Genomic DNA, 21,856 nt, shown 5'->3' with positions numbered 1-21,856 from the left:
ACTTCCGCGATCTGCTCAAGAAGGGCAGCGAGCAGCGCGTGGACGACGAGATCCTGCTGGACAAGGCGCGCATGATCGAGGACACGCTGGCGAGCTTCGGCGCGCCGGGCAAGGTCGTGGAGGTCAATCCCGGCCCGGTGATCACGCAGTTTGGCGTCGAGCCGGATTACCTCGTCAACCGTTCCGGCAAGCGTACGCGCGTCAAGGTAAGCTCCATCGCCCGCCTGGACGCGGACCTCGCCCTGGCGCTGGCCGCGCGCTCGATCCGCGTCGAAGCGCCCGTGCCGGGCAAGGGCTTCGTGGGCATCGAAGTGCCGAACGACAAGATCACGGCGGTGAACCTGTACGACGTGATGGACTCGCCGGAGTTCCGCCGCATCAACTCGAAGCTGCGGATCGCGCTCGGCCTGAGCGTGGACGGCACGCCCGTCGCCGCCGACCTGACCGTGATGCCGCACTTGCTGATCGCAGGCACGACCGGGTCCGGTAAGTCCGTGTGCGTCAACGCGATCATCAACTGTCTGCTGCTGTCGAACGCGCCGGAAGACTTACAGTTCATCATGGTGGACCCCAAGCGCGTGGAGCTGACCGGCTACAACGGCATCCCGCACCTGCTGTCCCCGGTCGTGGTGGACCTGGAGCGCGTGGTCGGCGTCTTACAGTGGGTCCAACGCGAAATGGACGACCGCTACCGCAGGTTCGCGGCGGTCGGCGCGCGTAACATCGTGGACTACAACGGCAAGCTGCGCCCCGAAGAAAAACGTATGCCGTACATCATCGTGGTGATCGACGAGCTGGCCGACCTGATGATGCTCGCGCCCGACGAGACGGAAAAGCTGCTGGCGCGTCTGGCGCAGATGGCCCGCGCGACCGGCATCCACCTGATTATCAGCACGCAGCGGCCCAGCGTGGACGTGGTAACGGGCCTGATCAAAGCGAACTTCCCGGCGCGTATCGCGTTCGCGGTGGCGTCGATGATGGACTCGCGCGTGATCCTCGACCAGCCGGGCGCGGAAAAGCTGCTCGGTCGCGGTGACATGCTGTACCAGTCGCCGGACGCGCCCGCCCCGCTGCGTATGCAGGGCGTGTATGTCTCCGACGAGGAAATCAACAACGCGACGCGTTACTGGAAGACGCAGGGCCTCAACAAGTCCGAGCCGCAGGAAGACGGGTTGGTCAGCTTCCCGAAGACGAACGGGAACGGGCGCAGCGCGTCACGGCCCGCGATGCGCGCGGATCCGGGCCAGCAGCAGGCATTCTGGGACGACAGCAACCAGCCGACCTTCGAGGTCGAAGACGATGAAATTGGCGATGGCCGCGACGAGATGTACGACGAGGCGGTGGAGCTGGTCAAGCGCCTGAACAAAGCCTCGATCTCACTGCTCCAGCGCCGCCTGCGGATCGGCTACACGCGCGCCGCGCGCCTGATCGACATCATGGAAAATGAGGGCATCGTCGGCCCGGCGGAAAGCGGCAGTAAGCCCCGCGAGGTGCTCAAGCGGGACTAGGGTTAGGTGCGGCCCAGCCAATTCACTTGCGTGAACTGCGAGGCAATGGCGTTGTAGAGGCGTTCGTCGGCGGTCCAAAAGTCGCAAGCTAACCGTTCGGCAAGGGCGAGGTACTGAGCGTCATAGGCCGTAGGGCGGTTATACTGCTCGGCCAGATCGTAACCGCGCCGAAGCAGTACGCGATCAAAGTGGAGCGTTATGGGATAGCTCAAAAGCGCATTACGCGCGTGCCGTCCCTCTTCGGGGGAAATTCGCCCCTGGTAAACCGCTTTGCGGACAACCGCAATGCATTCGTAACGCAGCAGGGTGGGCGCGTGTAGAATGACTTGATTGGCCTGCAATTGTTGCAGCAAGGCTTTGGCCTGTGGGGTCAGTGTCTCAACAAATACACTGGCGATGAGGATGCCCGAATCAAGCACGACTTGCGTCACGAAGCTTCCTCACGCAGATCATCCAGAAGGGATAGTGCGCCTGTGGTGGAGTGTTCGCCCAGACGCTTTTGCATGGCGGACTGCAACGTCTCCACGTCCGACCACCAGCGCGCATAATCGAATGTCGCTTGCATCTCGCCTTCGAGCTGCGCCAACACACGCTGTTTTGCCTGCGTGTTGAGCTGCTGAAATTTCTCGATAATTTCCTGCTCAAGTGTGCTCATCGATAGATCTCCTAAATCTCAAGCCTATTATATAACGACGCTGCCAAATCTCATGTGGCCAATGGCGCTTGAATTGCACCAAAATCCCTGATTCCCGCGTATAATAGAACATGTGAGCTATGCTATTCCGAAAGGGTTCAGCAATGGATGTGAAGTTCCAGTCTACGGTGCTTTTCGTGCGCGACGTACCGGCTTCGCGTCAGTTTTACGAGGGGCTGTTGGGAATGCAGGTCGTGGCGGATTTTGGGCTGAACGTGGGTTATGCTGGTGGGTTGGCGATCTGGGAGGCGGAATACGCCAACCAACTGATTTACAATCGCCCCGCCAGCGCCGGAAAGCTGGGCTGTGATAACGTGGAAGTGTATTTTGAAGCTGCCGATCTGGACGAGGTCGCGGCGCAGCTGGCCGGGGCGCAGGTTCCGGTGGCGCACCCGATCCAGGCGCAGCCCTGGGGCCAGCGCGTGCTGCGCGTGTACGATCCGGACGGTTACCTGATCGAAATCGGGGAGCCGCTCGACGTGGTGGTGGTGCGCTTCCGCAGCGAGGGACTATCGCCGGAGGCCATCGCTAAAAAGATGTACATGCCGCTGGACGCCGTGCAGGGTATTTTGCAGGACGCCTCCGCCTGATACCTGAGCGGGCTTGCTGGCTCCCTCGTTCGGGATTCGCGGGCGGGGGAGCTAGTCTTCGAACAGCTTGCGCAGCTCGTCTTTGGCCTGCTCCAACACGTTTTTCTGATCTTTGTCCAGATTCGATCCCGCGCGGTTGATATAGAGATTCAGCATCCCCATCGACGATTGCAGCGGCGTGCCTTTGCGGCGCGTACTGGCTTCTGCCGACTTTTTCAGCGACGTTGCGATCTTGACCGGATCGTCCCAGGTGAAAACGCCTTCTTCCAGGTCCAGCGCGTTTGAATGTTCCGTCACATCCTGTGACCATTTCTGCTTGCTCATCGCTCTGTTGTTCTCCCATTACACGTTGTCTTGAGGCGTGCCATTACCCAGACTCTAGCAAAGGCATAGTACGGGGGATCGCTTCCGGCGAAGCGTGTCTGCGCGCGAATCGGTCTGGCAGCACGGCGCACGCCCCGTTACAATAGCCTTGTAACAGAACAAAGGAGCGATCAGCGTGGCAGCATCCGACATCCTGGCAGGACTGAACAAGCAGCAAGCCGAGGCCGTCTCGGCAGGTGAAGGGCCGATTTTGGTCCTCGCCGGACCGGGCAGCGGCAAGACACGCGTCCTCACTCACCGCATCGCCTATCTGGTCACGGAAATGGGCGTGCCCGCGTGGCATATCATGGCGGTGACCTTCACCAACAAAGCCGCCCGCGAGATGGAAAACCGCGTCCTGGGGCTGTGCAGCCAACCCGGCATGATGGATGGCCTGACCATCGGCACGTTCCACTCGATCTGCGCGCGCATCCTGCGCAAAGAGGCCGACTATACCGACGCATACTCGCGCGATTACGTGATTTACGACACCGACGACCAGCTCAAGATCGTCAAGCGGACGCTGGCCGAGCTGAACCTGGACGAGAAAAAATATAACCCGCGCGGGATGCTCAGCCTGATTTCGGGCGCGAAAAACGAGCTGATTGCACCGGAGCAGTATCCCACGCCCGATTACCGCGCCGAGATCATTCGCCGTGTGTACGCGCGCTACGACGAGCTGCTGCGGGCGTGCAACGCGCGTGACTTCGACGACCTGCTGACGCATACCGTCGCGCTGTTCCGCGACACGCCGAGCGTGCTCAACCGCTACCAGGGCCGCTACGAGCACATCCTGGTGGATGAATTCCAGGACACGAACATCGCACAGTACACGCTCATCCAGCAGCTTGCGGGCGAGCGGCGCAACCTGTTCGCGGTGGGCGATCCCGACCAGAGCATTTACGCCTTCCGGGGCGCGGACTACCGCAACGTGATGCGCTTCCGCGACAACTATCCCGATTCACAGACGATCCTGCTCGAACAGAACTACCGCTCGCACCAGGCGATCCTCGACGCGGCGACGGGTGTAATCGACCAGAATCCGGGCCGGGTGAAGAAGGATCTGTTCAGCGAGCGCAAAGAAGGGCCGCTGGTCACGATCTACGAGGCGCATAACGAGGAAGACGAAGCGCGCTATATCGTGGAGACGATCACCGATCTGGTCAATTACGCGGGCTACCAGCCGGGCGACTTCGCGGTGATGTACCGCACCAACGCCCAGTCGCGCGCGCTGGAAGAAGGATTTTTGCACGCCGGGCTGGCCTACCGGCTGGTCGGCGCGACGCGGTTCTACAGCCGCAAAGAGATCAAGGACGTGTTGGCCTACCTGCGCCTGATCCACAATCCCGACGATCTGGTGAGCATGCAGCGCATCATCAACGTGCCGCCGCGCGGCATCGGCCAGAAGACGATGCAGGATCTCGAAGCGTGGGCGTCGTCGCTGCGGATCACGGTGGCGCAGGCGTTGTTCCACATGCTCGACGAACGCGCCGAAGCGCCTTTCACGGGCCGGGCGCGCAACGCGCTGGAAACGATCGGCAGCCAGCTTTTACACTGGCACGAGCAGCGCGAGACGCTCACGCCCGCCGAGTTACTTAAGCTGGTGCTCAGCGAAACGCGCTATCTCGATTACCTGGATGATGGCACGCCCGAAGGCCAGGGCCGCGTCGAAAACGTGCTGGAATTCCGGGGCGTGGCCGAGCAGTACGCCAATCTGCCGCTTTCGACGTTTTTGGAGGAAGTCGCGCTCGTCTCGGACGTGGATACGCGCGAGGACGACGTACAGGCCCCCAGCCTGCTGACGCTGCACGCGGCCAAAGGGCTGGAATTCCCGGTGGTGTTCATCACCGGCATGGAAGAAGGCGTGCTGCCGCACACACGCTCGATGGACGATCCGAGCCAGATGCAGGAAGAACGCCGCCTGATGTACGTGGGGCTGACGCGCGCCGAGGAGCGAGTGTACCTGACCTATGCTTTCCGCCGCTCGCTTTACGGCGACAGCAGCGCCAATATGCCGTCGCGCTTCCTGTACGACATTCCGGCCAACGTGCGCGATGGGGCGATGCTGCGCACGCGCGGATCCTCGGCGATCAGCCGCGACGCCTATACCAGCATGACCACCTGGGATCGCTCGTCGTCTTCCTCGTCTTCGTCGTCCTCTTCATCGTCGCGCGGGCGGGGATCGTCGCGGTCCTCCATCCCCATGAAGAAGTCGAGCGACAAGCCCAAAGATCCGCCTACGGTCAAGTTCAAGGCCGGGACGTGCGTCTGGCATAAGAAATACGGCGAGGGCGTCGTGGTGCGCAGCCTAGCGCGCGGCAGAGTTGAAGAAGTGGACGTGCTGTTCCCCGGCATCGGGCAAAAGACGATCATCTCAGACTTCCTGTCTGAGATGGACAAATAAGCACGCCGCGTGAGCGGGGAGGCGGTGCGATGAGCCGATCGAAACTGGCCGGAGCGGCGGCGCTGCTTGCCGGGGCCGCCGGGGGATTCGTCTATTACGGGCGTAAGGTCGAGCCGGACGCGATCGACGTGAACCGGCTGTGGCTGCGCCTGCCGCGCCTCGATCCGGCCTTCGAGGGCTACCGGCTGGTACAGATCAGCGACATCCACACCGGGCCGTATATGGGCGCGGATCGCCTGAACCGCATCGTGGATCTGGTGAACGAGCAGCAGCCGAATCTGATCGCCATCACGGGCGACTTCGTGACCGACCACGAACCCTACGACGAGGGGGCGCTGGTCGCGGCGCTGCGGCGTTTCTCCGCGCCGGACGGTGTGATCGCCGTGCTGGGCAACCACGATCACCGCGCCGGGGCCGAAAAGATCCGCGTGCTGCTGGCCGAAAGCGGCGTGACCGACCTGTCGAATCAGGTGCACACCCTCAAACGCGGCGACGCGACGCTGCACCTGTGCGGCGTGGACGACGTATTGGCCCGCTGCGACCGGCTGGACGAAGTCGTGCGCGCGCTTCCGGCGGACGGCGGGGCGATCCTGCTGGCGCACGAGCCGGACTTCGCGGATCTCGCCGCCCAGACGGGCCGCTTCGACCTCCAGCTTTCGGGCCATTCGCACGGTGGGCAGATCAATTTGCCGGTGCTGGTGCGCGTGGTGCTGCCGCCCTATGGCCGCAAATATACGCGCGGCCTGCACTGGGTGGAGGGCATGATCCTCTACGTCAACCGGGGCGTGGGCATGCTGTCGCTGCCGCTTCGTTTCCGCGCCCGTCCCGAAATCACGGTGTTCCTGTTGGCTCCCGAGACGACCGGCGACAGCCTGCCGCCGGATGCGGTCGTGCGCTTGTAGCGCGCGACCGGAAAGGATCACCCATGAGCATGCATGTGCTGCGTGTCGTCCGCCGTACCGCCGACTTTGATGCTATGCTGCACTTTTACCGGGATCTGCTGGGCATGACGCCGGTTACCAACTGGGACCGGCCCGGCGATCGCGGCGCGATTCTGTCGCCTGTGGCGGGGGCTCCCGCCGTCGAGTTCGAGATCATGGACACGGAAGGGTGGACCGTCGAAGGGGTGAAGCCCTCTAATATCGAGGTGTCGATCGAAGTGGACGATGCCGACGCCTGGATGGCCCGGCTGGCCGGGGCTGGCGTACCGATCGCACGCGGCCTTGAGAATACGCCCTGGGGACATCGCTCGTTCGGAATCGACGATCCGGACGGCTTACGCTTGTGGCTCTACCATGTCTTCGCGGTTTGACTGTGCCTTGTGATACCTGTGGCCCCGGACCGGTGACCGGCTGGGCGTGTGTGATCTGTGCCGGATCGCCTCTTCGGAAGGGATAAAACATGACCCTGTTTTTGATCGTCCTCTTTGGTTTGATTGGCGGCGTGGCGGTTGGTATTCAGTCCCCGATTTCCAGCCAGATCAGTCAGCGGCTGGGCGGCAGCCTGGAAAGCGTTTTTATCGTGCACCTCAGCGGGACGCTGATCGCGGGGACGCTGCTGCTGCTCAAGGGCGAGGCGCATTTTGGTAACTGGCGCGTTCTGCCGTGGTATGCGGCGATCTCCGGCGTGTTCGGCGTGATCGTGATCTCCGCGATCAACTTCACGATTCCCCGCATCGGCGCGACGGCCAGCGTGACGCTCGTCGTGGCCGGGCAGCTTATCATCGGTTTGATCATCGATCAGTTCGGGTGGTTCGAGACGTCCGTGCGCGAAATTGACGTCAGCCGCCTGTTGGGCGTTGCGGTGCTGCTGCTGGGCACGTGGCTCGTCGTGCGGTCGTAGTGGGGTAGAGAATCAAAGCTGAGCGTGATGGGTAGGGGTAGGGCTTGCCCTACCCGGTTTTGCGCTCAGCAGGCGGAGCGCGCCCCACCCCTACAACCCGATCCATCTTCGTACCGGATTGCTTTAACGAACAACTCACAACTAACGACTGGTAATCGCTATTCCCGCCAGCACGCGGTCGTATTCAGCGGCGAGAGTGCGCCAGTCGTAGCGCGCGACGTGCGCCCGCAGCGCTTCTGGCGCGGGACGCGGATCGCATAGGCGCGCTCGCAGCAGATCGACCAGCCCGATCTCGTCCTCGAACAGCGTCTTGGCGTGGAACGCGTCCGGCACGCGCGCGGGATAGTTCAGGCGGCGGGCCAGCACCGGCCAGCAGCCGCAGTAAATCGCCTCGGCCACGCTGATCCCGAAGAAGTCCTGGATCGCCGTGCTGACGACGGTGTCCGCGTCCCAGAGCAAGCGCGCATAGTCCGCGAACGCGTCCACGTAGCCGTACTGCACGATCCGCGATCCGAGCCGGTCGCGCGCGGCGTCGAATTCCGGCACGCTCTGACGCGTATTTTCGCCCACCAACGCCACCTCGAACGGCACCCCTTCCCCGGCCAAAACGTCCAGCGCGGCGAAAAACGCCTCCGGGTTTTTGTCGTATTCCCAGCGGTGATTCCACACGATCAGCAGCGGGCGCGACGGATCGCGCGGGGCGGCGGGACGGTGTGCGTCGTAGCGCGCGAGATCTATCCCGACGGGCAGCACGGCGCTCTTGGCGCGGATCGCCTCGTCCGTGCCCGGCAGCCGGTGATCGGGGAAGTGGTTCAGCAGGCCGGGCAGGTCGCGCAGGAAGTCCGCGCGGTGGAACGCGCTGTTGAAAAACACGGCGTTCGCCGCCAGCGCGGTCATGGCGTTGATGAAGGCGTAGTGCTGCTGTTCTTTCTGGCGGGGGCCTGCCGGATAGGTGATCTGGTTTTCGTGAAAGTAGACGGCGCTGGGGATGCGCGCCGTGTGCGGGCGGGTCAGGGCGAGGAAGGTCGTCAGGTCGAGCATGTCAGAGGCGACGATCAGGTCCGGCTCGCGGCCGCGCCGCAGGAACTGCCCGGCCAGTTCCGCCGCGCCGCCCAACATGCGCCACTGCCAGAACTGGCCGTCCAGGCTCAGGATCTCGACCTCATGCGCGCTGTGCGCCTGATAGCCGCGCATCCAGACCGCGTGCGAGCCGGTGTCGTATGGCTCAACCAGCAGGAATCGCATCGTCTGCCGCCGCTGTGGTGACCGGCGTTCCGGTGATGCCCGGCGTGGGGCTGAGCGCTGCATCGGGCGCGGCGGTGACCTCAGGCGCGGCGGTCGCGGAGAAAACCGGGCCGGGCGCGGGCAGTTCGCTCGCCAGCAGCGCGTCCATGACAGGATCCTCGCGCGGGTTGCACTCGCCGGGCACGGTGCCGGGGTGAATCTCGGCTTCCTGGTCCGTGGGGTTCAGTGTATTCCACGCCAGACGCGACAGCTCCGCGATGGTGGGCGATGTGTTCTCGAACGGCAGCCATTCGTCGCTGTGCAGCACGGCGACCAGCACGTAGGCGTCATCCGGGCCGATCACGATCCCGGCGTCGCCGTGCGTGTTATCGACCCAGCCGTGCTTGTGGATCACGGTGGCGTCTTCCGGCACGCCCGCTTCGATGAACACGTTGATGATGTTGGCGTCCATCGCGCTGATCATCTGGCGGCATTCCTGCACGGTGAAATCGTCGGGGTAACGCTCGGTGAGCAGGCCGCTGCCGTCCATCGCGCACTGGTAGATGCCCGCCAGCAGCCAGCCCAGATCCTTCGGCGTGATCTGGTTGTAGGGGTCCGGCTCTGCGCGCACCTGATCGACGTTGGTCTGCACCGTGCCGACGTTGGGGCGCTCCTGGTTTTCGCTGGTGACGTAGGGGGCCATGATGAACGTGCTTTGCAGCCCCAGATTTTGCATCATCGCCGTGACGCGCTGCGCGCCCGTCACGCTGTCGCCGTCCCCGATGTCCTCCAGCAGCGCATTGGTCGTGATGTTCTCACTGCACATCATCGTGTCGGCCACCAGGAACGCGTCGTCCGTGCCCAGCGGCCCCTGGTGCTTCTGGAAATAGGCGGCCAGGATCGGGATCTTGGTCAGGCTCATGCCGCTGTAGGCCACGCCGTCGTTGAGCGTAAACGTATCGCCCGTGCGCAGATCGAGCAGGAAGACCGAGCCGAACTCGTGCGCGTAGGGGTCGAAGCCCTGCGACAGCAGGTAGCTGTTCATCTGCTCGCCGAGCGTCCCGGCCAGCGTGCCCGACGCGGCAGCCGTATCCCACGGCGGCGCGTTAACGACGACCGTCTGCGGCGTGGGCGTCAGGTCCGGCAGGGTGAAGTTGAAGCTGCTGATGACCGGGATCTGGCTGGTGTCGCCGTTGATCTCGACCAGATCGCGGTAGACCCAGCCGCGCCCGGTCGCGGACTCCGGCAGGGCGATCTCGACCCAGGGAACCATCGCGTGCAGCCCGGTGACGGGATAGGACGCGCCTTCGTCCAGCTCGACAATGGCCGGATAGTCGATGCCCGGCCCGTACCGCACGTTGGTCGGCCCGGCCAGGATGGTGGCGACCGGTCCCTCGATTGTCGCGGTGGGCGAGGCGGGCGGTTCGGTGCGTTCGGGCGGGCCGCCTGCCGGTTCGACATTCTCGCTGTTTTCGCTCGACGGGGTGGCGCTGGCTTCCGGCGCGGTAGTTTGCGTGGCGGACGGCTGCGCCTGCGGCGTGACGAGCGGGGCCTGCCCGGTCGGGGTGGGCGTGCGGATGGTCAGCGGCGTGGGCGTCAGCGTCACCACGGGCGGATAGTCGCTGACGACGGGCAGGGTGTAGATGTTGCCTGTAATGGTCACGAGGTCGTTATAGACCCACGCCACCGCCGCGCCGGGATAGTCGATTTGCAGCCAGGGCACGAACTCGTGCCGCGCCAGGGCCTGATAGTAGGCTCCCGCGCCGATCTCGCCCACGACCGGGTATTCGATGCCGGGGCCGCTGCGCAGGTTGGCGCGGTCGAGCGCTTCGACGTATACGGTGGGCGCGGGCGTAGGAGTCACATCCTGCGCGCCGCTGGGCCGGACGGCCAGCGCACTGACGCCTATCACGACGAGAGTCACCATCCAGAGCCACGCGCTGCGCAGATGCATAAATGCCGTTCCTTCCCAACTGGCGACCGCCGGGCCTAAACACGAAAAAGGCGATCCCTATGCCGTGCTGGATCGCCCCCCGAAAGTGTGTGTGAGCGTGGGAGGACTCGAACCTCCAACCAATGGCTTAAAAGGCCACTGCTCTGCCATTGAGCTACACGCCCGGCTTGCGCTAGCAAGTATAGCATAAACGGAGGCGTTTTCAACGGGCACTTCCCCCGTGCGCCAAGTTGCGCCGATCCGCTTGCCCGGTGGGGCTGTCCGCCGTTCCGCGCCCGGCTGTGCCCCTGAGATTCTCGACGCACCGTTTGAAGCGTAAATATGCTTCTGCAAGTGCGGGGTGGTCGTTTCTAACAACTTTTATATAAATTAGACATAGAATGAGATTTACATCTTCTTGTTTCAACGTAGTATTATAGAAGGCCAATCTCATTCATCTGCCTGCCACGTTAAGCAGACCCTTGTGTTTTTGGTCCACTTTGCACAATCGGATAGCCGAGGAGAGAAGAATCAATGTTCAAGAACAGACGTTGGATCGGACTACTCGTTTTAGTACTGATCGCAGCGCTGGCATTGGCTGCCTGCGGCGGAGACGACGACGAGCCAGAGCCGACATCCGCGCCGACAACTGCGCCGACGGTTGCCGCTGAGCCAACTGAAGCTGTTGTTGAGGCGACGGAAGCGGCTCCTGTGGCGACGGAAGAAGTCGCTGCGGTAGCGACCGAAGAGGCGATGGCGACCGAAATGGCCGCGATCGCGACGGAAACCGCCCTCGAACCGGCTGCCACCGAAGAAATGATGGCGGCGACTGAAGTTGCCATGGAGCCCGCAGCGACCGAAGCGGGTGTCGAAGTGGCGATGGCCCCGACGGAAGAAATGATGGAACCGGCTGCCACCGAAGAAGTGGCGATGGAACCGGTCATGACCGAAGAAGCCGTGATGGCGACGCCGGTTGCGACGGAAGAAATGGCGATGGAACCGGCGGCGACGGAAGAAGCGATCGTCGCGCCCGACCTGATCGACTGCGAAGCGGTGGATCTGAGTGGGGTGAAGATTGGTCTGGTGACGGACGTGGGCCAGATCAACGACAAGAGCTTCAACCAGAGTTCGTGGGAAGGCGTGCTGGCGGCGGAGAGCTGCGGCGCGGACGTGGACTACATCGAGACGCAAGACTCGGTGGACTACACCAACAACATCGCTGAGTTTGCCGAGAACGGCTACAACATCATCGTGACGGTCGGCTTCGCGCTGGGCGAAGCGACGCAGCAGGCTGCGGCGACGTATCCGGACATCACGTTCATCGGCGTGGACCAGTTCCAGGCGGAGCCGGTGGACAACGTGGTGGGTCTGGTGTTCCACGAGGACCAGTCGGGCTTCCTGGCGGGTATTCTCGCGGCGCGTCTGACCGAAAGCGGCACGATTGCGGCGGTGTTGGGCACGGACCAGGTGCCGGCAGTGGTGGCGTTCAACGAAGGCTACCAGGCGGGCGCGAAGTACGTGAACCCGGACATCAACATCATCTCGACGTACCACCCGGGCGCGATTGACCAGGCGTTCACGGACCCCGAATGGGGTGCGACGACGTCGCGTCAGGCGCTGGACCAGGGCGCGGACGTGGTGTTCGCGGCGGGCGGCAAGACCGGTAACGGTGGCCTGATCGAAGTGGCGAACGCGGTGACGGACGGCAATCCGCCGTACTGCATCGGCGTGGACTCCGACCAGTGGCTGACCGTGCCCGAGGCGCACCCGTGCCTCGTTTCCAGCGCGATGAAGCTGCTGGACAAGGGCGTGGCGGACATCATCGTGAGCATCGTTGACGGCTCGGTGACCCCGGGTAACTTCTACGGTGCGTCAGGCCTTGCGCCGTTCCACGATTTCGAAGACACCGTTCCGCAGGACGTCAAGGACGAACTGACGGAAGTCGCGGCGAGCCTGCAGGATGGCTCGATCTCGACCGGCTACGGTGCGGCGGCTGAAGAGCCTGCGGCGACCGAAGAAGCCATGGAACCTGTTGCGACCGAAGAAATGATGGAACCGGTGGCGACGGAAGAAGTGGCGATGGAACCCGCCATGACCGAGGAACCCGTGGCCGTGGCTATGGCGACTGAAGAAGTGGCGATGGAACCGGTCATGACCGAAGAAGCCGTGATGGCGACGCCGGTTGCGACGGAAGAAATGGCGATGGAACCGGCGGCGACGGAAGAAGCGATCGTCGCGCCCGACCTGATCGACTGCGAAGCGGTGGATCTGAGTGGGGTGAAGATTGGTCTGGTGACGGACGTGGGCCAGATCAACGACAAGAGCTTCAACCAGAGTTCGTGGGAAGGCGTGCTGGCGGCGGAGAGCTGCGGCGCGGACGTGGACTACATCGAGACGCAAGACTCGGTGGACTACACCAACAACATCGCTGAGTTTGCCGAGAACGGCTACAACATCATCGTGACGGTCGGCTTCGCGCTGGGCGAAGCGACGCAGCAGGCTGCGGCGACGTATCCGGACATCACGTTCATCGGCGTGGACCAGTTCCAGGCGGAGCCGGTGGACAACGTGGTGGGTCTGGTGTTCCACGAGGACCAGTCGGGCTTCCTGGCGGGTATTCTCGCGGCGCGTCTGACCGAAAGCGGCACGATTGCGGCGGTGTTGGGCACGGACCAGGTGCCGGCAGTGGTGGCGTTCAACGAAGGCTACCAGGCGGGCGCGAAGTACGTGAACCCGGACATCAACATCATCTCGACGTACCACCCGGGCGCGATTGACCAGGCGTTCACGGACCCCGAATGGGGTGCGACGACGTCGCGTCAGGCGCTGGACCAGGGCGCGGACGTGGTGTTCGCGGCGGGCGGCAAGACCGGTAACGGTGGCCTGATCGAAGTGGCGAACGCGGTGACGGACGGCAATCCGCCGTACTGCATCGGCGTGGACTCCGACCAGTGGCTGACCGTGCCCGAGGCGCACCCGTGCCTCGTTTCCAGCGCGATGAAGCTGCTGGACAAGGGCGTGGCGGACATCATCGTGAGCATCGTTGACGGCTCGGTGACCCCGGGTAACTTCTACGGTGCGTCAGGCCTTGCGCCGTTCCACGATTTCGAAGACACCGTTCCGCAGGACGTCAAGGACGAACTGACGGAAGTCGCGGCGAGCCTGCAGGATGGCTCGATCTCGACCGGCTACGGTGCGGCGGCTGAAGAGCCTGCGGCGACCGAAGAAGCCATGCCTATGGCGACGGAAGAAGCCGCCGCTGCGTCGGGCAGCTCGGATCTGGGCATCGTGACCATCGGCACGAACGCGGAATATCCGCCCTTCGAGTTTGTTGACGAAGACAACAACGTGACCGGTTTCGACGTGGACCTGATGAACGCCATCGCGGCGGACCAGGGCTTCGAGCTGAACTGGGTCAACACCCGTTGGGACGGTATCTTCGTGGCGCTGCAGTCGGGCGAGTTCGACGCAGTTGCGAGCGCGGCGACCATCACCGACGAGCGTGAAGAGATCATCGACTTCTCCAACCCCTACTTCAACGCGGGCCAGACCATCGCCGTGAAGGAAGACAACGCGAGCGATATCTCGACCCTCGAAGATCTGGCGGGTCTGCGCGTCGGTGTGCAGTCGGGCACGACGGGCGACCTCGCGGTGAGCGAAGTCAGTGGCGTGGAAGTCGTGCGTTACGACGAAATCACGTTGGCCTTCCAGGCCCTCGATTCGGGTAACGTAGACGCCGTGGTGAATGACGGCCCCGTCAGCGCTGAAATCATCAGCAGCAACCCCGACATGGGCGTGGTCATCGTGGGCGATCCGTTCACGGACGAGTTCTACGGCATCGCCGTGAACCCCGACAAGCCGGAACTGCTCAACGCGGTCAACGCCGGTCTGGCGAACATCATCGCCAACGGCACGTACGAAGAGATTTACATGAACTGGTTCGGCGTTGAACCGCCGTCGCAGTTCATGCCCGCCGAGTAATTTGAGTGACGACAGCGTGCCTCTCTTGTGGGAGGCACGCTGTTTTTTCCCCCTCGAACGTTGCCCTTACCACCCGTGGGCGACCGTCATCCCGTCCACTCTGTCACACCGGTTCGACCGCTTTCTTACACGCGCCACGTGCCGACCGCTTTAGACGCCGGAAGGAGCCGGGGACAGCGACCTGTTCGCCCAGTAATTCTTGGATTGTTATGCTTTGAATTGTTGTGCTTTTTGTACGAATAATACATCCTCCTGGGTTGCAGACTGTGGTACAGTACTGCCCCGAATTCCTGCTCGGCTCAACGCCTATTGTTCTTAAAGCCTCAGCCCAAGCTCGATAGTTCCATTGCGAGAGAGACATGTCCGATAACACCAGCCCAACCGAAATAGAGCCTTCCAGTTTTCCCGATCCCGAGCAGTCAGGTGAAATATTTCCCGCGCCAACGTGGTCCGACCGCACGCTCAGTGTAATCGCCGGGCTGCCCTGGTGGGCGATTATCATCGGCGTGGCGGCGGTGATTGTGCTGTATTCGATGGTGACGTCGGTGACGTACCAGCGCATCATCGACTTTTTGGCCGACCAGCCGACCTGGACGACGGACGATCTGTACGAAGTGGTGCAGGTGGTTGGCGAGCCGTCGATGATCGTCGGGCAGTACGTGGGCGAGACGCAGGATTCGGTTCAGACGGTCATCAACCAACTGCTGCGCGACGTGATCGACAGCGATGTTGTGACACGGTCGGGGTTCCTGGTCCGCGAAGATCCGGCTTCCGTCACGGTGCGCACCGAGGACGGCGAAGAAGTTGAAATCCTGAAGTCGGATATTGTCAGCGAGGAACGCACCGAGGGCGACGGCGGCACGCAGATCACCATCGACTACATCGACGAAGTGACCGTTACCGGCACGCTGACCGACATCAACGGCGATCGGATGACGATCCGCACCGTGCCCGCGGAGCAGGAAACGTTCGACAAGTCGCGCATCGCGGACATGGAGTCGGACACGATCCCCTGCCCGGACGATCAGCCCGACTGCACGCCGGTCGAGCGCGTGACGATTGACCGCGAAGGCGAGACGATCACGGGCCGCCTGACGGCGCTCAGCGATACGTCGCTGACGATTCAGGACGATGACGGCACCAAGCACGAAATCCGCAAGGGTGACGCAGATTATTACTACGTGCCGACGCTGACCATCGCCATCAACGACGCCGTCGCCAATCAGGCGGTCACGCCCGGCGCGTCGGTGCGCATCGGGTACGTCGAGGGCACGGACATCGTGGCCGCGCTGGACCAGATGCAGCAGCTCGACGCGCTTTTGGTCCCGCTGGTGTATGCGGAGGGGGACGCCCAGGCGTCGCTCGTGGCGTATCCTGACCTGGACGCGGCGCTGGCCGCGACCGGGTCCGGCGAGGTGGACGCGCTGATCTTCATCTCAAGCGGTGAGGATCGTTATGCCGTGGCCGATTGGGTGGACGAAAACCCCGATGCCGGTGTGGTGCTGCCGGAACCGCCGCGCGAATGTACCCGCAACTGCGAAGCGACCGTCAAGCTGAAGGACGATACTGTCACCGGCACGGTGGTCAACGAGACCGAAAACACGCTGACGGTGCAGACCGTCGCGCCGGAATACGTGGTCATCGACCGCGACCAGATCGTAGACAACCGCCAGATGAAGCCCGGCGAATGCGCCCTGAACAACCTGCGCGGCTGCGACGCCGGTATCTTCCTGACGCTGCGCGTGACGTTCCTGGCCTACGGCATCGCCCTGATTATCGGCCTCATCATCGGCCTGATGCGCGTCCAGCGCAACCCGATCCTGTACGCGATTTCGACGCTGTACGTCGAGGTCATTCGCGGCATCCCGCTGCTGGTGATTCTGCTCTACGCGGGCTTCGTGTTCAGCCCGCGCCTGCGCGACTGGACGGGCATCGAGCTAAGCGATCAGTGGGAGGCGATCCTCGGTCTGGCGTTCGGCTACGGCGCGTTCATCGCGGAGATCTTCCGCGCGGGCATTCAGAGCGTCAATCGCGGGCAGATGGAGGCGGCGCGCAGCCTGGGCATGAGCTACCCGCAGGCGATGCGCTACGTCATCCTGCCGCAAGCGGTGCGCGTGGTGCTGCCGCCGCTGGGCAACGACTTCATCGCCATGCTGAAAGACTCGGCGCTGATCTCGGTGCTGGCGCTGCCGGACCTGCTCCAGTTGGGCCGCCTGTACATCTCGCGCACGTTCCGCGCCTTTGAAGGCTATAACACCGTCGCCATCATGTACCTGCTGATGACGCTGTTCCTCTCGTTGCTTGTCCGGCTGCTTGAGCGCCGCACGCGCTTGCCCCGGTAACGGAAAGGGGTATGAAACATCATGGCAATTAGTGGCGAACCCATCATCCAGATCCGAAGCGTGCACAAGCGCTTTCACACGCTGCGCGGCACGGTCCACGCGCTGAACAACGTCAGTTTGGATGTGAAGCCGGGCGAGGTGGTCGTGATCGTCGGGCCGAGCGGCTCCGGCAAAAGCACACTGCTGCGCTGCATCAACCGCCTGGAAACGGTAGACGGCGGCAGTATCACCGTGGACGGCATCCCGCTGAGCGGCGCGCGCAACATCAACCGCGTTCGCACGGAAGTGGGCATGGTGTTCCAGCAGTTCAACCTGTTCCCCGACCGCACCGCGTTGGGGAATGTCCTGCTGGCGCAGCGCGTCGTGCGCAGACGTAAGCGCAGCGAAGCGACCGCCCGCGCCCACGACCTGTTGGAGAAGGTGGGCATTCCCGATAAGGCCGACGCGTACCCGACGCAGCTTTCCGGCGGGCAGCAGCAGCGCGTGGCGATCGCGCGGGCGCTGGCGATGGACCCCAAGATCATGCTGTTCGACGAGCCGACGTCCGCGCTCGACCCGGAGATGATCAAGGAAGTGCTCGACGTGATGCTCCAGCTCGCCAAAGAAGGCATGACGATGGTCGTCGTCTCGCACGAGATGGGCTTCGCGCGGGCGGCAGCCGATCGCGCCGTGTTCATGGACGGCGGGCGCATCGTCGAAGAAGCCTCGCCGGACGTGCTGTTCACCGATCCGTCGCACGAGCGCACCAAGCTGTTCCTGAGCAAGATCCTGTAGCGCGACATTCGTTCGCCCTATTTGCGCGCCCCGGTTCGCCGTTTCGAGCCGGGGCGCGCTGCGTGTGGAGCACGGTGGTCCTGTTGCCCCGCGTCGCATTTTTCACTACTATGGCGGGGGTACGTGAGTGTGCATGGCAGCGGGCGCAGAGTCGCCCGTTTTATCGTACAAGGGGAACCGGAATGAATCGTGTGTGGCGTGCCGCAGCCGGGATCGCGTTTGGGCTGGTATTCGCGCTGCTGGTGGCCGAAGGCGCGGCGCGCGTGCTCGTCGCGCAGGGGACACTGCCCAACCGCCTGCCTGCGGACGTCTTCGCGTCGCACCCGATCGGGTGGACGCTGGAGCCGGATCTGCATGCGCGGATCTTTTCTACGAACGGGCTGGTCGAGATCCGCGTCAATGACGACGGCTTCCGCGAAGACAATTACGCCCAGGCGCGCACGGATGGCGTCTCGCGGCTGCTGGTGCTGGGCGATTCGTTCACGCTGGCGCTGGAAACCTCGCAGGAGAAGACGTTCCACACGCTGCTCGAAACCGTCTACGCGGGCGACGTCGAGGTGATCGCGATGGGGGCCAGCGGTTACCAGCCCGCGCAGGAACGTCTGGTTTACGAGCACCTGGGGGCGGCGTACGATCCCGACGTGGTGCTGCTGATGCTCTACACCGGCAACGACCTGATCGGCAACACGGAGTGGCCCGATCTGCCGTATTATTCGCTGGACGAGGATGGCTCACTGACCCTGCACGATTACCCCTATAGCGGCGCGTTCGAGCTGCCGCTGGTGGCGGGGCAGCACAGCACGCGCCTGATGCGCAGCTCGATGGTCGCGTTTCTGGCGGGCGCGGTGCTCAACCGCTCGGATGGCCCGGTGGAGGGTCACGACGACGTGTGCCGCTTCCAGCTCAAGGAAAATTTCCCCGAGCTGACCGACGACGACTGGGCGCTGACCGAGGCGCTGCTGCGCGCGCTGCGCGACGACGTGGAGGCGGACGGCAAACAGTTCCGCGTGGTCATCATCCCGACTGAGCTCCAGGTCGAACCGGCGCAGAAAGATAAGTTCCTGGCCGACTGCGGTCCTGTCGACCGGCCCGATCCGGCGGAAAATCAGGCGCGGCTGGATGCGTTCTTCGAGGCGGAAGCGATCCCTTACCTGGACCTGCTGCCGGTCTTGCAGGCGGCGCGCGCAGAGACGGACGGCGATCTCTATCTGCCCGGCTCGGATACGCATTGGACCGCCGCCGGGCATCAGGTCGTGGCGGAGGCGCTCGCCGGGTGGCTGGATCTGCCCTGAGCGGCCCGGCATGCCGGAGTGTGTCAGAATCCTGTATAATCTGCGACGAGCGCAGGGTCTTCTGCATCTAATGAAATGATGGCCGGAACGTTCTTCCGGCGATCTTCTGAGCGCGCTGCCCTCTGCGGCAGGCGCTGCCCGGCCCACTGCCTGAAAACCATCGTCAAGCGAGGATTGTGATGACTGAGATGAAGCTGAACCTGACGACTTCTACCCCGGATGCCGCTTCCACCGAACCCACGGGCGAGAATCCGGTCGAAAAGCTGATCGTCCTGGGGTCCGGCCCTGCGGGGCTGACGGCGGCGCTGTATGCGGCGCGCGCCAAGCTGAACCCGTTGGTGGTCGGTGGGCACGAGCCGGGCGGCCAGGTATCGCTGACCTACGAGATCGAAAACTATCCCGGCTTCCCCGAAGGACTGAGCGGGCAGGCGCTGGTGGACTTGATGACGCGCCAGGCGGAAAAGTTCGGCGCGCGGATCAAGCTCTTCAGCGCGGTGAGCGAGGTCGATTTTTCGCACGGGTCGCCGTTCACGATCAAGACCGATGACGGGCAGGCCTATCGCGCCGAAGCGGTGATCGTGACCACGGGCGCGACGCCGCGTCACCTGAACATCCCCGGCGAGCGCGAGCTAACCGGTAACGGCGTCAGCTACTGCGCTACCTGTGACGGTTTCTTCTTTCGCGACAAGCGCGTGGTGGTGGTCGGCGGCGGCGACAGCGCGATTGAAGAGGCGCTGTTCCTGACGCGCTTCGCTAGCCGCGTGGACGTGGTGCACCGCCGTGACGAGCTGCGCGCGGGCCAGACCTTGCAGCAGCGCGCCTTCGCCAACGAGAAGATGCACTTCATCTGGGATACCGTGGTGGATGAGGTGGTCGGTGAAGACGGTAAGGTGACGGGCGTGCGCCTGAGCAACATCAAGACCGGCGAGCAGACGCTGTACCCGACCGATGGCGTGTTTATCTTCATCGGCCACGATCCTAACAGCGACATCTTCACGGGCCAGTTGGAGCGCGACGACTTCGGCTATGTCGTCACCGACAAGCTGATGCGCACCAACGTCGAGGGCGTCTTCGCGGCGGGTGAGGTCCAGGACCGCATCTTCCGGCAGGTGGCGACCTCGGTGGGCCAGGGCACGGCGGCGGCGCTGACCGCTGAGCGGTGGCTGGCCGCGCGCGAAGTGCCGGAGCTGGCCGCGACCGAAAGCGCCGGATAACCCGGCGGCACACGGAGTCGAGAGGGCATCCTGCGGGGTGCCCTTTTTGTTTGCCCCGCCACAACATGCGATGATCGGAGTGATCCAATTGATCGATTAATTCCGCTTATTCCGATCGCTTCGATCATTCGACATGTTTTCATGCGTTTTTGGGGTGCGGAATGTCCGGTTTTCCGCTACTCTTGACGGCGCATTTTTCCGTTCGCCCCAAGAGGGACTATTGCTCGTGACATCCTGGCCCAACAACCCCCTGCTCTACGAAATCAACGCCTGGACGTGGCTCCAGACCCTTTCGCAAAAATATGACCGCGCCGTGACCCTGGCCGACGTGCCGGACGCGGAGCTGGACGAGATCGCGTCGTGGCCGTTCGACGCCGTGTGGCTGATGGGCGTCTGGGAGCGCAGCCCCGAAGGCCGCCGCATCGCGCTGGAACACCCCGGCTTGCAGCACGAATATCATCAGGCGCTGTCCGATTTCACGCCGCAGGACGTGATCGGATCGCCCTACGCCGTGCACCGCTACGTGGTGGACGCGCACCTGGGCGGGCCGGACGCGCTGGCCTCGATCCGGCAGCGGCTGGCCGAGCGCGGCATGAAGCTGGTGCTGGACTTCGTGCCCAACCACACTGCGACCGACCATCCCTGGCTGGAACAGCATCCCGAGGCGTACCTGCACGGCACGCCGGAGGAACTCGCCTCCCGTGAGGGCTGCTACTTCTACGGGCCGGGCGCCAGCGCGAACCAGATCTTCGCCTGTGGGCGCGATCCGTACTTCCCGCCCTGGACCGATACCGCGCAGCTCAACGCGTTCGATCCCACGCTGCGGGCGCTGTCGATCGAAACGCTCAACGACATCGCGGCGCAGTGCGACGGCGTGCGCTGCGACATGGTGATGCTGATGGTCACGCGCATTTTCACGCAGACCTGGGGCGACCGGGCCGGGCACCCGCCCGCGCAGGAGTTTTGGACCGAGGTGATCCCGGCGGTCAAGGCGCAGCACCCGGAGTTTCTGTTCGTCGCGGAAGTGTACTGGGACATGGAGTGGGAGCTTCAGCAGCAGGGCTTCGACTACACCTACGACAAGCGCCTCTACGACCGCCTGCTGAGCGGCCCGGCGCATACCATCGCGCAGCACCTGTACGCCGACCTCAGCTACCAGGACCGGCTCGTGCGGCTGATCGAAAATCACGACGAGGCGCGCGCCCAGACCGCGCTCGGTCCGGCGCGGCACCGTCCCGCCGCCGTATTGGCCTGCACGCTGCCCGGCGCGACGCTGATCCACGAGGGCCAGACGCAGGGCTGTCGGATCAAGCTGCCGGTGCAGTTGGGCCGCCGCCCACACGAGGAGCCGGATCGCGCGCTGGAAGCGTTCTACCGCGCGCTGCTGGCCGACGCCGCGCAGCCGATCTACCGCGAGGGCGCGTGGCGGCTGCGGGACGCTGCATCCGCCAAACCGGGCAGCGGATCGTTCGCCAACCTGATTGCATATACGTGGCGGTTGGGCGACGAGCGCCGCGTGATCGTGATCAACTACGCGCCGGGGCGCTCGCGGGGGCGCGTGCTGCTGCCGGACTTCGGGCTGGAGGGCGCGTCGTGGACGCTGCGCGAGGTCCGCGACGGCACGGCGCTCGACGCGCAGCCGGGCGACGATCTGGCGCGCACGGGGCTGATCGTCGAGCTGCCGGGCTGGGGCGC

At 63.8% G+C, this 21,856-nt stretch carries 17 protein-coding genes and 1 tRNA gene; 12 read left to right on the top strand and 6 right to left on the bottom strand.

Translation table 11 applies throughout. The features are described from left to right. Window positions 1-1,508, top strand: a 1,508-nt coding sequence (locus V7116_RS18925; protein ID WP_324393528.1) for a DNA translocase FtsK, incomplete at its 5' end; no start/stop codon positions are given. Window positions 1,509-1,510: 2 nt separating this feature from the next. Here V7116_RS18925 and V7116_RS18920 read toward each other — a convergent pair. Further along, on the bottom strand, window positions 1,511-1,939 hold the full coding sequence (locus tag V7116_RS18920) for a type II toxin-antitoxin system VapC family toxin (protein WP_324393527.1): 429 nt from the start codon (window positions 1,937-1,939) through the stop codon (window positions 1,511-1,513). Next, window positions 1,936-2,163, bottom strand: coding sequence for a hypothetical protein (locus V7116_RS18915; protein WP_119065334.1), 228 nt, complete (start codon window positions 2,161-2,163; stop codon window positions 1,936-1,938). The genes V7116_RS18920 and V7116_RS18915 overlap by 4 nt, the downstream gene beginning before the upstream one ends. 143 nt (window positions 2,164-2,306) lie before the next feature. Here V7116_RS18915 and V7116_RS18910 point away from each other — a divergent pair, with 143 nt between their 5' ends. After that, on the top strand, window positions 2,307-2,792 hold the full coding sequence (locus V7116_RS18910; protein WP_324393526.1) for a VOC family protein: 486 nt from the start codon (window positions 2,307-2,309) through the stop codon (window positions 2,790-2,792). 51 nt (window positions 2,793-2,843) lie between these two features. Here V7116_RS18910 and V7116_RS18905 read toward each other — a convergent pair whose 3' ends face one another. Then, window positions 2,844-3,116 carry a DUF3175 domain-containing protein gene (locus V7116_RS18905; protein ID WP_324393525.1) on the bottom strand — a complete coding sequence of 91 codons (273 nt, stop codon included), beginning with the start codon at window positions 3,114-3,116 and terminating at the stop codon, window positions 2,844-2,846. Window positions 3,117-3,291: 175 nt separating this feature from the next. Between V7116_RS18905 and V7116_RS18900 the strand changes: the two genes are divergently transcribed. The 4 genes from V7116_RS18900 (at window position 3,292) to V7116_RS18885 (ending at window position 7,401) form a co-directional block, all read left to right on the top strand. Continuing rightward, entirely contained in the window at window positions 3,292-5,559 is a 2,268-nt protein-coding gene (locus tag V7116_RS18900; RefSeq protein ID WP_324393524.1) for an ATP-dependent helicase, read from the top strand. Between the two features lie 29 nt (window positions 5,560-5,588). Then, entirely contained in the window at window positions 5,589-6,461 is an 873-nt protein-coding gene (locus V7116_RS18895; RefSeq protein ID WP_324393523.1) for a metallophosphoesterase, read from the top strand. 23 nt (window positions 6,462-6,484) lie between these two features. After that, window positions 6,485-6,871, top strand: a complete 387-nt coding sequence (locus V7116_RS18890) for a VOC family protein (protein WP_324393522.1) — start codon at window positions 6,485-6,487, stop codon at window positions 6,869-6,871. An 89-nt stretch (window positions 6,872-6,960) separates the two neighbouring features. Continuing rightward, on the top strand, window positions 6,961-7,401 hold the full coding sequence (locus V7116_RS18885; RefSeq protein ID WP_324393521.1) for a DMT family transporter: 441 nt from the start codon (window positions 6,961-6,963) through the stop codon (window positions 7,399-7,401). Between the two features lie 141 nt (window positions 7,402-7,542). Here the strand turns inward: V7116_RS18885 and V7116_RS18880 are convergent, their stop codons facing one another. The 3 genes from V7116_RS18880 to V7116_RS18870 all read right to left on the bottom strand — a co-directional run bounded on the left by V7116_RS18880 (window position 7,543) and on the right by V7116_RS18870 (window position 10,743). Then, the gene (locus V7116_RS18880; protein ID WP_324393520.1) at window positions 7,543-8,646 is read right to left on the bottom strand and encodes a tRNA-queuosine alpha-mannosyltransferase domain-containing protein; all 1,104 of its coding nucleotides are present in this window, start codon (window positions 8,644-8,646) and stop codon (window positions 7,543-7,545) included. Continuing rightward, a complete protein-coding gene (locus tag V7116_RS18875) occupies window positions 8,627-10,579 on the bottom strand; it encodes a serine hydrolase (protein ID WP_324393519.1) in 1,953 nt (650 codons plus the stop codon). The genes V7116_RS18880 and V7116_RS18875 overlap by 20 nt, the downstream gene beginning before the upstream one ends. Before the next feature lie 92 nt (window positions 10,580-10,671). Next, window positions 10,672-10,743: transfer RNA gene (locus tag V7116_RS18870), tRNA-Lys, on the bottom strand. Window positions 10,744-11,092: 349 nt separating this feature from the next. On the opposite strand from V7116_RS18870, the gene V7116_RS18865 reads away from it, so the two are divergent. The 6 genes from V7116_RS18865 to V7116_RS18840 form a co-directional block, all read left to right on the top strand. Continuing rightward, a complete protein-coding gene (locus V7116_RS18865; protein WP_324393518.1) occupies window positions 11,093-14,539 on the top strand; it encodes a BMP family ABC transporter substrate-binding protein in 3,447 nt (1,148 codons plus the stop codon). 359 nt (window positions 14,540-14,898) lie between these two features. Beyond that, window positions 14,899-16,881, top strand: a complete 1,983-nt coding sequence (locus V7116_RS18860; RefSeq protein WP_324393517.1) for an ABC transporter substrate-binding protein/permease — start codon at window positions 14,899-14,901, stop codon at window positions 16,879-16,881. A 21-nt stretch (window positions 16,882-16,902) separates the two neighbouring features. Then, window positions 16,903-17,655, top strand: a complete 753-nt coding sequence (locus V7116_RS18855) for an amino acid ABC transporter ATP-binding protein (RefSeq protein WP_324393516.1) — start codon at window positions 16,903-16,905, stop codon at window positions 17,653-17,655. 182 nt (window positions 17,656-17,837) lie between these two features. Further along, entirely contained in the window at window positions 17,838-18,947 is a 1,110-nt protein-coding gene (locus V7116_RS18850) for an alginate O-acetyltransferase AlgX-related protein (RefSeq protein WP_324393515.1), read from the top strand. A 188-nt stretch (window positions 18,948-19,135) separates the two neighbouring features. After that, on the top strand, window positions 19,136-20,161 hold the full coding sequence (gene trxB / locus V7116_RS18845; RefSeq protein WP_349258548.1) for a thioredoxin-disulfide reductase: 1,026 nt from the start codon (window positions 19,136-19,138) through the stop codon (window positions 20,159-20,161). A gap of 226 nt (window positions 20,162-20,387) precedes the next feature. Next, window positions 20,388-21,856: alpha-amylase family glycosyl hydrolase (locus V7116_RS18840; protein WP_324393513.1), on the top strand; the 1,469-nt coding region annotated here is incomplete at its 3' end.

Origin of the sequence: Aggregatilinea sp., from assembly GCF_036822615.1 — a bacterium.
Taxonomy (GTDB): Bacteria; Chloroflexota; Anaerolineae; order Aggregatilineales; family Aggregatilineaceae; genus Aggregatilinea.
Note: the sequence above shows the minus strand (reverse complement) of the source record. Positions and strands in the feature narration are given on the sequence as shown.

Bases quoted from the DNA above. Each gene is read 5' to 3' on its own strand.
- V7116_RS18915 (WP_119065334.1), bottom strand. From the start codon at position 2,163: ATGAGCACACTTGAGCAGGAAATTATCGAGAAATTTCAGCAGCTCAAC.
- V7116_RS18910 (WP_324393526.1), top strand. From the start codon at position 2,307: ATGGATGTGAAGTTCCAGTCTACGGTGCTTTTCGTGCGCGACGTACCG.
- V7116_RS18905 (WP_324393525.1), bottom strand. From the start codon at position 3,116: ATGAGCAAGCAGAAATGGTCACAGGATGTGACGGAACATTCAAACGCG.
- V7116_RS18895 (WP_324393523.1), top strand. From the start codon at position 5,589: ATGAGCCGATCGAAACTGGCCGGAGCGGCGGCGCTGCTTGCCGGGGCC.
- V7116_RS18890 (WP_324393522.1), top strand. From the start codon at position 6,485: ATGAGCATGCATGTGCTGCGTGTCGTCCGCCGTACCGCCGACTTTGAT.
- V7116_RS18885 (WP_324393521.1), top strand. From the start codon at position 6,961: ATGACCCTGTTTTTGATCGTCCTCTTTGGTTTGATTGGCGGCGTGGCG.
- V7116_RS18880 (WP_324393520.1), bottom strand. From the start codon at position 8,646: ATGCGATTCCTGCTGGTTGAGCCATACGACACCGGCTCGCACGCGGTC.
- V7116_RS18875 (WP_324393519.1), bottom strand. From the start codon at position 10,579: ATGCATCTGCGCAGCGCGTGGCTCTGGATGGTGACTCTCGTCGTGATA.
- V7116_RS18865 (WP_324393518.1), top strand. From the start codon at position 11,093: ATGTTCAAGAACAGACGTTGGATCGGACTACTCGTTTTAGTACTGATC.
- V7116_RS18860 (WP_324393517.1), top strand. From the start codon at position 14,899: ATGTCCGATAACACCAGCCCAACCGAAATAGAGCCTTCCAGTTTTCCC.
- V7116_RS18855 (WP_324393516.1), top strand. From the start codon at position 16,903: ATGGCAATTAGTGGCGAACCCATCATCCAGATCCGAAGCGTGCACAAG.
- V7116_RS18850 (WP_324393515.1), top strand. From the start codon at position 17,838: ATGAATCGTGTGTGGCGTGCCGCAGCCGGGATCGCGTTTGGGCTGGTA.
- trxB (WP_349258548.1), top strand. From the start codon at position 19,136: ATGAAGCTGAACCTGACGACTTCTACCCCGGATGCCGCTTCCACCGAA.